This is a genomic window from Rhodovulum sp. (assembly GCF_011048875.1).
GTDB lineage: Bacteria > Pseudomonadota > Alphaproteobacteria > Rhodobacterales > Rhodobacteraceae > Rhodovulum > Rhodovulum tesquicola.
In genome coordinates, this window is record NZ_DSDD01000049.1 from 1 (window position 1) to 10005 (window position 10005).

Here is a 10005-nt window from a genome sequence, read left to right on the forward strand (position 1 = left end):
GAAAGGCCCGGTCCTGCATCCGCATCCGGGTGATCCCGTCCAGCATCGCGGAATGTTCGGTATAGGCCAGCGTCGGGTCGTCGCGGCCCGAAATGCCATGGGCCAGATGATCCAGCACCATAAGCCGCACGCTGCCCGGCGCCTCGGGCACAAGTTCGACGGTGCGGATGCAGAAATACTGGCTTTCGGTATCGCAGATCCGGGGCAGGGCAAGCCCGCCGCCGGCCAGCCCCAGCGCAGCGACCAGCGCCGCCAGCGCGGGCGCACCGATCCCGGGCCTTGCGGCCAGCCGGAACAGGATCGCCGCGACGATGGCATAGCAGGCGGTGACGACGGCCAGTGTCAGTTTCGTGCCCAGCCATGAGATGAACAGGAAGCCCGCCAGCAGCGTGCCGGCGATGGCCCCCAGCGCGCCGGCCGCGAACATCGCCCCCAGCGCGTGCCCCGACCGACCGCCCGCGCGGATCGCCACGATGGACAGCACCGGCGCGGGAACGCCTGCAAAGAACGAGGGCAGGAAGAACACCGCCGCGGCCAGAATCGTGATCGCCGCCATCGGCTGGGATACCGCCTCCAGCACCGGCCCCGCGACCTGGCGCAGCAGCAAAACCGCGCCCCCCGTGGTCAGCGCCGCGCCCACGATGGCCCAACCGGTGCGCCGCAGCGCGGCGGGACTGTCGCGCTCGGCGATCCGCCCGCCCCACCAATGCCCGGCCGAGAACCCCGCCAGCACCACGGCGATGATCGCCGTCCAGGTATAGAGCGACATGCCCACATAGGGCGCGATCATACGCCCCGCCACGATCTCGACCACAAGGCTTGCGGCCGAGACGATGCCCTGCAGGGCGACCAGCAGCCAGATCGGTGCGGCTGGAGAAGATTGGGTCATGGCCGGGCCTTGTCCTTGGGTCTGCCGGTTCATTTGCGGAACCGGGATACGGCTCGGCAAGAGGTTTTTCCACATGCCGGACGGATCCGGAGCGGGATCGGCAGACATCGGAAATCTGGTAGGCCCGGAGGGACTCGAACCCCCAACCAAGGCGTTATGAGCGCCCTGCTCTGACCAATTGAGCTACAGGCCCGACCTGTGGCCCTGAGTAGCAGAGCGGCGCGGGCCGTCAAGGTGGCCATCGGGCCGCGGAGTTCGCGATGCGGTGAGATTCGGGGTTAACGGCCTTGTCTTGCAGGGATATGGCGATCGGAACCCCATCGGATTTCCATCGGACTTCCATCGGACCTTTTTGCGGACAGGCGGGCGGTTAACGGGGCGTGCGGTGGGCCCCGTGGACAGGGGGCGGGGGATCGGCTAACGCTGCGCCGACCAGATGGAGGGCGTCGATGAGCGAGCGCAAGAATGGCCTGACCTATGCTGCGGCGGGGGTCGATATCGACGCGGGCAATGCGCTGGTCGAACGGATCAAGCCCGCCGCCAAACGCACCGCCCGGCCCGGCGTGATGGTGGGGCTGGGCGGGTTCGGCGCGCTGTTCGACCTCAAGGCGGCCGGCTACACCGACCCGGTGCTGGTGGCCGCGACCGACGGGGTGGGCACCAAGCTGCGGATCGCCATCGACACCGGGGACCTGGGCGGGGTGGGGATCGACCTTGTCGCGATGTGCGTCAACGATCTGGTCTGCCAGGGGGCGGAGCCGCTGTTCTTTCTTGACTATTTCGCGACCGGAAAGCTGTCGGTCGATGAGGCCGCAACCGTGATCGAAGGCATCGCCGAGGGCTGCGCCCGGGCGGGCTGTGCGCTGATCGGCGGCGAGACGGCGGAAATGCCGGGGATGTATCACGACGGCGATTTCGACCTTGCGGGCTTTGCGGTGGGCGCGATGGAGCGGGGCGCCGATCTGCCCGCTGGCGTGGCCGAGGGCGATGTGTTGCTGGGGCTGGCCTCGGACGGGGTGCATTCCAACGGCTATTCGCTGGTGCGCAAGGTGGTCGAGGTGGCGGGCCTGGGCTGGGACGCGCCCGCGCCCTTTGCCGAGGGGCCGCTGGGCCCGGCGCTGCTGACGCCCACGCGGCTTTACGTGCGTCCCGCATTGGCGGCGACAAGGGCGGGGGGCGTGCATGCGCTGGCCCATATCACCGGCGGCGGGATTACCGAGAACCTGCCGCGTGTCCTGCCCGAGGGGCTGGGAGCCGAGATCGACCTGTCGTCCTGGACCCTGCCGCCGGTCTTCCGCTGGCTGGTCGGGACGGCCGGGATGGATCAGGCGGAACTGCTCAAGACCTTCAATGCCGGGCTGGGCATGGTGCTGGCGGTGGCGCCCGAGCGGGCCGAGGCGCTGGCCGATCTGCTGGCGGCAGATGGTGAAACAGTTCACCGGATCGGCCGGGTCGTGCCGGGGCAGGGGGTGGCCTATCGGGGTCGGCTGGTGTGAAGCGCGTCGCGATCCTGATCTCGGGCGGCGGGTCGAACATGGTCGCGCTGGCCGAGAGCATGGTGGGCGATCACCCCGCGCGGCCCGTTCTGGTGCTGTCCAACGTGCCGGGCGCGGGCGGGCTGGAAAAGGCGCAGGCGATGGGCATTCCGACCGCTGTGGTCGATCACCGCCCCTTCGGCCGTGACCGCGCCGCGTTCGAGGCCGCATTGCAGGCCGCGCTTGAGCGTGCAGACCCCGACATCCTGTGCCTTGCGGGCTTCATGCGGGTGTTGACCGAGGGGTTTGTGACCGCCTGGGCGGGCCGGATGCTGAACATCCACCCCTCGCTTCTGCCGAAATATCGCGGGCTTGATACCCATGCCCGGGCGATTGCGGCGGGCGATGCGCAGGCGGGTTGCAGCGTGCACGAGGTGACCGCGGAACTCGACGGCGGGCCGATCCTTGGCCAGGCGCGGGTGCCGATCCTGCAGGGCGACACGCCCGAGACGCTGGCCGCGCGCGTGCTGCCGATGGAGCACCTTCTGTATCCGGCAGTCCTGCGCCGCTTTGCGGCGGGGGACAAAAGCTCGGTCCTGCTGCCCTGATCGGCCCTGCAATGGCCCGATTCCCGTAGGTTTTTCGATCCTTGCGCGGACAGAAAGCACCCTTTCCAAGCCCCCCGGCATTCATTATCAGGGGGGAGTGGTGCCGGAGCAGAGAGACGCATGAACGCGGCAGGACACGGGCGCAGATGAAGACAGTGACCACCACCGAGGCGCTGGCCGCCTTTTGCAAGGAGGCCGCGACCCGGCCCTATGTGACGGTCGATACCGAGTTTCTGCGCGAACGGACCTATTACGCCAAGCTCTGCCTGCTGCAACTGGCGATCCCCGGCCCGGACGGCCCCGAGGGGGCGGCGGTGCTGGTCGATCCGCTGGCCGAGGGTCTGTCGCTCGACCCGCTTTACGAACTGTTCCGCAATACCGATGTCGTCAAGGTGTTCCATGCCGCGCGTCAGGATCTGGAGATCTTCTATACCGGGGGCAAGGTCTTTCCCGAGCCGCTGTTCGACACGCAGGTGGCCGCCATGGTCTGCGGCTTCGGCGAACAGGTGGGCTACGAGACGCTGGTGCGCAAGATCGCCAAGGCCAATCTCGACAAGACCTCGCGGTTCACCGACTGGTCGCGGCGGCCGCTGTCGGATGCGCAGAAGGCCTATGCGCTGGCCGATGTCACGCATCTGCGGGTGATCTACGAGCATCTGGCCGCCGAACTGGACCGCACCGGCCGGGCGAAATGGCTGCGGGAGGAGCTGGGGGTGCTGACCGACCCCGAGACCTATATCGTGCGCCCCTCGGAGGCGTGGCGGCGGATCAAGACGCGCACCAATTCGGGCAAGTTCCTGGCCGTGGTGCGGGAACTGGCGCGGTTCCGCGAGGGCTATGCCCAGTCGCGCAACATCCCGCGGACCCGCGTGTTCAAGGACGACGCGCTGCTGGAACTGGCCTCGACCTGGCCGCAGAATATCGAGGAACTGGCGCGCTCGCGGCTTTTGCTGCGCGAGGCGCGGCGGGGCGAGATCGCGGATGGCATCATCGCCGCCATCCGTGTCGCCCAGGAGACCGCGCCCGAGGATTATCCCAAGGTGCCCGGCACCAATTCGCGGCTTCAGGTGAACCCGGCGCTGGCCGATCTGTTGCGAGTGCTGCTCAAGGCCAAGTCCGAGGAGACCGGGGTTGCGCAGAAGCTGATCGCGACCTCGTCGGACCTGGACCTGATCGCGGCGGGCGAACGCGATGTGCAGGCGCTGCGGGGCTGGCGGCGCGAGGTATTCGGCGAGGACGCGCTGCGGCTGTGCCGGGGCGAGGTCGCGCTGACCGCGCGGGGCAGCAATGTGGAAGTTGTCGGGCTCTGAGCGCGGCGGGGACGGGGCGCAGTTCACGATTGCATGAGATTTCTGTGCTGCGGCGGTTTCCCGGCGCCCATGCCCTTGCCGCAAGGGCTGTGCGCATCACCTTTCGGGCAGTATTGGGCGAACACGGGAGTCTGCCATGGCCGACAAGAAGAATGACCAGTTGATCGACGACCCTACCCCGCTGTCGAGCCGGTTCAACTGGCCGCTGCTGAGCAGTCGCAAATCCGCGGTCAATCTGGCGGGGGTCGGCCCCACGCCGTTCTCGTCGGCGCTGGGCCTGTCCTTGCTGTCCAGCCGGTCGGCCTCGGGGGCGATGGAACTGCGCACCGGCGATCCGACGCCGTTTTCCAGCCGGTTCAACTGGCCGCTTCTCAGCGAGCGCCGCCGCAATGTCGAGCTGTCGACGGGGGATCCCACGCCGCTGTCCTCCAAGCTGAACCTGCCGCTGCTGAGCGACCGGGCGACCCTCGCGGGCGGCGACGTGTCGGGCGGCGGCTCGGGCCTGCCGGATGGTGCGTTCGGGCGGTTCGTCCGGCAGATCATCACGGGCGAGGTCCAGAAATAGGCCGCACCCGGTCCGGAGCGGGATGTGAAGATGGCCCGTCGGCTTCGGTCGGCGGGCTTTGCACTTGAAGCGGTGACGACTGCGGCCCTGTCTGTCGCCCCGGCCCTGGCGGACCTGCCCGACATGGCCTGCGCCGCCTGCGGGACCATGAGTCCGGGTGGGGAAAGGATCTGTCCGATCTGCGCGCGCAAGCCGGCGGCCGCGAAGGGCGCGGGCTGGACCATGCTGAGGCACTGGCTGTTCACCATCGCGGTGCTGACGGTGCTGTATGGCGGGGCCTATCTGCTGACGCCGTAAGCGGGACGCGGCGCGCGGATCAGCGGCTGACGCGCTGCTGGTTCTGCGCGCCGCGCACCACGATGGCGCGCACGCCGTCGAGATCCTGATCGGTCAGGAAGGTGCCCGCGGTCAGTTCGCGGGAAGGTTCGGTGCCGACGCGGGTGGCCCGGTCGGGCGGCGCGAGGCGGAAATCGAAGACGAGGACGCCGGTCTCGCCGGGCGTGGCGGGGTCGCGCACCAGTTCGGCGTCCCAGAACCCCTGCCGCGAGGGCCGGCCCGTCGCCTGCACGATGGCGCCACCGGGCGTGCGGTCGACGCCCATCTCGACCACCAGATCGACCAGCGGGCGCGGATCGGCCGCCTGGCGGCTGACCGGAATGGCGGTCGTGCCTTCCTGGGTGGCGCCGCCGAACCAGTTGAACGGGTTGATGCGGGATTCACGCACCGTGGCGCAGCCGCCAAGGATCAGCGCGGTCGACAGGATGACCATGAAACGTGCGCGCATGGGGGCCCCCGTGTTGTTCCTGCCCACGGGTTAGCCGAAAGCCGGGCTGTTGAAAAGCCGCGACAGGCGCTGTGCTGGACCTTTCGCGTTGGCGGTCCTAAGTGAGAGGGGCAATGGCAAGGAGGCCCGGGTGGTGGCAAGCGCGGCATTCGAGGAGATCGTCGAGACCTTCGAGTTCCTGGAGGACTGGGAGGACCGGTATCGTCATGTGATCGACCTGGGCCGCGCGATGGACCCGCTGGAGGATGCCTTCAAGGTGCCCGCGACCAAGGTGGACGGCTGCGCCAGCCAGGTCTGGCTGATGCCCGAGATCGAGGGGCAGGGCGCGGGCGCGGTCTACCGTTTCAAGGGCGACAGCGACGCGATGATCGTGCGCGGGCTGATCGCTGTGCTGCGGGCGCTGTATGACGGGCGGACGGTGGCCGAGGTTCTGGCCACCGATGCGGGCGCGCAGATGGCCCGGCTGGGTCTGGACGAGCATCTGTCCTCGCAACGCTCGAACGGTCTGCGCGCGATGGTGGAACGCATCCGCAGCCAGGCCGCTTGTGTCGCCGAGGGCGTCTGACGCGGCTTTCGCCCGGGTCAGACCGCCGCCGGTGCCGCAATCGGCATGGGCCACGAGGATCGTCCGGTAATCGGCGCGGTGCCGGTCGATGGCAGCGCGCAGTCCCGGTTCGATCCGCTCGGGGTGATTGTGCCAGATCGCAGGCAGGCAGGCGAGGTCGAGATGGTCCCAGCCATTGGCCCGTTTCAGCGCGAGGATCTTCGTGGGCGAGCGCGCCGCAGGCGATCACCAGCACCCGGCCCTTGCCCGACGGCGCAAGCGCCGTTTCGGTCAGCGCGTGGTCGCCGGGCGGGATCATTTCCGCCGCAGCAAGCGCAGCGCCAGCGCCGCCACCAGCGCCAGCGGGATCAGCACCGCCATGCCGTGGCCGGGCAGGGCGGTCACCAGCGCGACGGTCAGGGCGGCGGCGGCGATCACCCCGGCCAGGATCAGGGCGAAGATGCGGAACGGCATGGGCACTCCCCTCGGGTCATGGGGCCGATATGGGGCCCCGACCTCGGCGCCCGCAAGGGGTCAGGCGACAACGGCCTGGTTATGCTTGCGCGCGATGAAGGTCTTGGCGGTTTCCACGGCGACGGCGGCATCGCGGCAACAGGCATCCGCCCCGATCGCGCGGCCGAATTCCTCGTTCAGCGGGGCGCCGCCGAAGGCGAAATTGGCGCCCGAGGCGAGACCGGCGCCCAGTTGTGTCGCCCATGTCGCGCCATCGGTGAACTGGCCCTGCGGATAGATCGCGGCGAGACCCGGGTCCGGTTCGAGCAGTTGCGAGAGCGTGTTGCCCGGATCGCTGAGGCTGTCGCCGAAGACGAAGAAATCGGTGCAGGGCCCCAGCGATCCGGCGCGGGCGGGCAGCGGTGCGGCCAGAATCGCCGCGGCAAGTGCAAGATGTTTCATCGGGGTCTCCCTCGTTCCCTGGTGCGAGGGAGTAGCGCGCTGCGCGGGGAAGCTGTCAATTCCCTTGCTCATGGCGCCCCCGGCATGGCGCAGGGCAGGCCGCGCCGGATCGGCCCTTTGCGGTCAGATCGACAGGTCGAACCGCGTCTCGCTGCGCGAGAGCGCGAGCGTGCGCCCGGCCGCGCGGGCGGCGACCGGCAAGAGCGCGAACTGGACCTCCGAGGCGGCGATCTCGCCCTCCGGGGCGCGATCCTCGGCGATCGGAATCCAGAGCCGCGGATCGAGCAGCAGGCGGGCGCCTTCTGCCGTCAGCGCCAGATCCCTGCCCGAGCCGCTGATCGCGATCCGCCCGCCGCGCAGCAGGGCGGTCTCGGCGCAGAGGACCGCCAGCAGGACGACCTTGGCCAGCGCGCGCGGCAATGCGGCGGGCGGTTCGGCGGCGATCTCGATCCGGCTGCCGCCGTAATAGTCGGACAGGATGTCGGCGATCTCGGCCCCGGCGATCTCGGAGCCTTCGCCTGCCGCGCCGAAGGCCAGGCGGAATAGCCGGATGCGCCCGTTCGCGCGGGCGACGCTGTGGGCGATCAGTTCGAATTCGTCACGCCCCGAGAGCCCCGGCGACATGGCCAGAAGTTCCATCCCGTTGCCGATCGCGCCGATCGGGCTGATAAGGTCGTGACAGATGCGCGAGCCGACAAGGGCGGTCAGATCAGCCATGTCGCAACTCCGCGTGGCGGGTGATGGGGGAAAAGTCGATGCCGCCCATGAATTCCATCCTCGAACCCGGCATGCTGGTGCGCCATCCGGGCCGGCCGGATTGGGGCATCGGGCAGGTGCAATCGGTGATCGGGGCACGGATCACGGCCAATTTCCGCGAGGCGGGAAAGGTGGTGATCGACGGGGCGAGAATAGAGCTCATGCCAGTTTACGAATCCTAATATCTTGTTCGCGAAAGGCTGACCCAAGATGGTTAACGCGGCATTAACGGATGCGCCCGGCCGGGGGGATGCGCGGTGGCGCGCGCAGTTGCGCTTTGGCGCCCGGCCCCCTAGAACGCGCCGAGACCGCCCCGCCGGGGCTGCCGGAGTCCGCGCCGATGCACCCGCCCGAGGACCATTTCGAGCTGCGCCTTGCCCAGACCGAGGCCGATCTGCGCGCCGCCCAGCGGTTGCGCTACGAGGTGTTCGTGGCGGAACTGAACGGGGACGGGCCACTGGTCGATCACGAAAACCGGCTGGAGCGGGACGCGTTCGATCCGCATTACGATCACCTGATTCTGGTCGACCGGCGCCGCGATGCGGGCGCGCTGGATCATGTGGTGGGGGTCTACCGGCTGTTGACCTCGGAACGGGCGGCCGCGCTGGGGCGGTTTTATACCGAGGACGAATACGACCTGACCCGGCTGGGGGAGAGCGGGCGGCGGTTGCTGGAACTGGGGCGGTCCTGCGTGCATCCCGATTATCGCGGCGGCACGGCACTGTATCACCTGTGGAACGGTCTGGCCGAATATGTGCTGGAGCGCGAGGTCGAGATTCTCTTCGGCGTGGCGAGCTTTCACGGCACCGATGTCGAGGCGCTGGCCGAGCCGCTGTCGCTGCTGCATCACCGGTTCCTTGCGCCCGAACCGCTGCGGGTGCGCGCGGTCGCGGAGCATTTCCAGCGGATGGATCTGCTGGCGGAGGACCGGATCGACCGCAAGCGCGCGATGCTGGCGATGCCTGCGCTGATAAAGGCCTATCTGCGGCTTGGCGGCTTCGTGGGCGAGGGGGCCTATATCGACTGCGCCTTCAACACGATCGACGTCTGCCTGGTGATGGACACCGCGCAGATGAACGCGAAAAGCCGCGCGCGCTACACGCGGGGACGGGGGTGAGCACCTGGCGTGGCGCCGAGCCGCCGCCCGCGCCGCCGATTTCGCCGGCGGGCTGGGTTCGCGTGGTCTGGCGCGGGGCGGCGCTGGGGGCGGTGACCTTCGGTTGCCTGGGGCTTTTGCTGCTGGTGCGGCTGGTCGAGAGGCCGGTTTTCGGCTGGCACCGGCCGGTCACGCCCTTCATCACGCAATTCGTCTGCCGGATGGCCTTTGTCATCCTCGGGATCGGCTATACCGTGCGCGGCCGGCAGATGCGCGCGCGTGGCGCGGTGGTGGCCAACCATGCGTCCTGGCTGGACATCTTTGCGCTGAATGCGCGCGAGCGGATCTATTTCGTCTCGAAGGCCGAGGTGGCGGGCTGGCCCGGCATCGGCTGGCTGGCGCGGGCGACGGGGACAGTCTTCATCAATCGCGACCGGCGCGAGGCGAAGGCGCATAACCATGTCTTCGAGGATCGGTTGAAGGCCGGGCACAAGCTGCTGTTCTTCCCCGAGGGCACCTCGACCGACGGGCGGCGGGTTCTGCTTTTCAAGACAACGCTTTTCGCGGCGTTCCTGACGCAGGGGTTGAAGGACATCCTGCATATCCAGCCGGTGACGGTGATCTACACCGCGCCGCCGGGCGCGCATCCGGCCTTTTATGGCTGGTGGGGCGACATGGGGTTCGGCGCGCATCTGCTGAAGGTGCTGGCGGCCCGACGGCAGGGGGGGGTCGAACTGGTCTATCACCCGCCGCTCAGGGTGGCCGATTACCCCGACCGCAAGGCGCTGGCCCGGGCCTGCGAGACGGCGGTGCGCAGCGCCATGCCGCCCGCCTAGCCCATCGCGGCGATCAGGCGGGCGAGCGTCGCGCAGGCATCGTCGGTGCGCCAGATTTCCTCGCCGATGACGAAGAAATCCACGACGGGAGAAAGGTTTGCGACCAGTTCCTCATCCAGCGCGCCCTCGGCCACCACGGGGATCTCGATGATTTCGGACCACCATTCGAACAGGTCGCGTTCGGCCAGCGTCCCGTCGCCCAGGGCCGTCGCGCCGATGGGGCCGAA

General features: G+C 68.8%; 13 protein-coding genes, 1 tRNA gene and 3 pseudogenes. 9 read left to right on the forward strand and 8 right to left on the reverse strand.

All coding sequences use genetic code 11. From position 1 onward, the window contains the following. On the reverse strand, positions 1-889 hold an 889-nt coding region (locus ENN83_RS01665; protein ID WP_287183316.1), incomplete at its 3' end, for a fused MFS/spermidine synthase. A gap of 116 nt (positions 890-1005) precedes the next feature. Further along, a tRNA-Ile gene (locus ENN83_RS01670) sits at positions 1006-1082 on the reverse strand. 256 nt (positions 1083-1338) lie between these two features. Here ENN83_RS01670 and purM point away from each other — a divergent pair. The 5 genes from purM (at position 1339) to ENN83_RS01695 (ending at position 5144) form a co-directional block, all read left to right on the forward strand. Beyond that, complete coding sequence (gene purM, locus ENN83_RS01675) at positions 1339-2385, forward strand: phosphoribosylformylglycinamidine cyclo-ligase (RefSeq protein ID WP_287183318.1); 1047 nt, start codon at positions 1339-1341, stop codon at positions 2383-2385. After that, on the forward strand, positions 2382-2972 hold the full coding sequence (purN, locus tag ENN83_RS01680) for a phosphoribosylglycinamide formyltransferase (RefSeq protein WP_287183321.1): 591 nt from the start codon (positions 2382-2384) through the stop codon (positions 2970-2972). Before purM ends, purN begins: the two co-directional genes overlap by 4 nt. A gap of 146 nt (positions 2973-3118) precedes the next feature. Then, a complete protein-coding gene (gene rnd / locus ENN83_RS01685) occupies positions 3119-4282 on the forward strand; it encodes a ribonuclease D (RefSeq protein ID WP_287183323.1) in 1164 nt (387 codons plus the stop codon). A gap of 136 nt (positions 4283-4418) precedes the next feature. Beyond that, positions 4419-4847, forward strand: coding sequence for a hypothetical protein (locus ENN83_RS01690; protein ID WP_287183325.1), 429 nt, complete (start codon positions 4419-4421; stop codon positions 4845-4847). Between the two features lie 30 nt (positions 4848-4877). Beyond that, the gene (locus ENN83_RS01695; RefSeq protein ID WP_287183327.1) at positions 4878-5144 is read left to right on the forward strand and encodes a hypothetical protein; all 267 of its coding nucleotides are present in this window, start codon (positions 4878-4880) and stop codon (positions 5142-5144) included. 19 nt (positions 5145-5163) lie between these two features. Here the strand turns inward: ENN83_RS01695 and ENN83_RS01700 are convergent, their stop codons facing one another. Beyond that, the gene (locus ENN83_RS01700) at positions 5164-5631 is read right to left on the reverse strand and encodes a hypothetical protein (protein ID WP_287183329.1); all 468 of its coding nucleotides are present in this window, start codon (positions 5629-5631) and stop codon (positions 5164-5166) included. Positions 5632-5764: 133 nt separating this feature from the next. Between ENN83_RS01700 and ENN83_RS01705 the strand changes: the two genes are divergently transcribed. Continuing rightward, complete coding sequence (locus ENN83_RS01705; protein WP_287183330.1) at positions 5765-6196, forward strand: SufE family protein; 432 nt, start codon at positions 5765-5767, stop codon at positions 6194-6196. 12 nt (positions 6197-6208) lie between these two features. Here the strand turns inward: ENN83_RS01705 and ENN83_RS01710 are convergent. The 4 genes and pseudogenes from ENN83_RS01710 to ENN83_RS01725 form a co-directional block, all read right to left on the reverse strand. Then, positions 6209-6494: pseudogene (locus ENN83_RS01710) on the reverse strand (DUF1638 domain-containing protein); the annotation flags it as partial. Further along, a complete protein-coding gene (locus ENN83_RS01715) occupies positions 6491-6649 on the reverse strand; it encodes a hypothetical protein (protein WP_165899268.1) in 159 nt (52 codons plus the stop codon). The pseudogene ENN83_RS01710 and the gene ENN83_RS01715, both read right to left, overlap by 4 nt. Positions 6650-6709: 60 nt before the next feature. Further along, a pseudogene (locus ENN83_RS01720) lies at positions 6710-6844 on the reverse strand (cobalamin-binding protein); the annotation flags it as partial. Between the two features lie 369 nt (positions 6845-7213). Further along, positions 7214-7807, reverse strand: a complete 594-nt coding sequence (locus ENN83_RS01725; RefSeq protein WP_287183333.1) for a histidine phosphotransferase family protein — start codon at positions 7805-7807, stop codon at positions 7214-7216. 38 nt (positions 7808-7845) lie between these two features. Between ENN83_RS01725 and ENN83_RS01730 the strand changes: the two genes are divergently transcribed. The 3 genes from ENN83_RS01730 to ENN83_RS01740 all read left to right on the forward strand — a co-directional run bounded on the left by ENN83_RS01730 (position 7846) and on the right by ENN83_RS01740 (position 9778). Continuing rightward, on the forward strand, positions 7846-8028 hold the full coding sequence (locus ENN83_RS01730; RefSeq protein ID WP_287183334.1) for a DUF3553 domain-containing protein: 183 nt from the start codon (positions 7846-7848) through the stop codon (positions 8026-8028). A gap of 158 nt (positions 8029-8186) precedes the next feature. Beyond that, entirely contained in the window at positions 8187-8963 is a 777-nt protein-coding gene (locus tag ENN83_RS01735) for a GNAT family N-acetyltransferase (protein ID WP_287183336.1), read from the forward strand. Further along, positions 8960-9778, forward strand: a complete 819-nt coding sequence (locus ENN83_RS01740) for a lysophospholipid acyltransferase family protein (protein WP_287183337.1) — start codon at positions 8960-8962, stop codon at positions 9776-9778. The genes ENN83_RS01735 and ENN83_RS01740 overlap by 4 nt, the downstream gene beginning before the upstream one ends. On the opposite strand, the pseudogene ENN83_RS01745 reads toward ENN83_RS01740, so the two are convergent. Next, positions 9775-10005 (reverse strand): annotated as a pseudogene (locus ENN83_RS01745) (thiamine phosphate synthase); the annotation flags it as partial. The gene ENN83_RS01740 and the pseudogene ENN83_RS01745 overlap by 4 nt on opposite strands.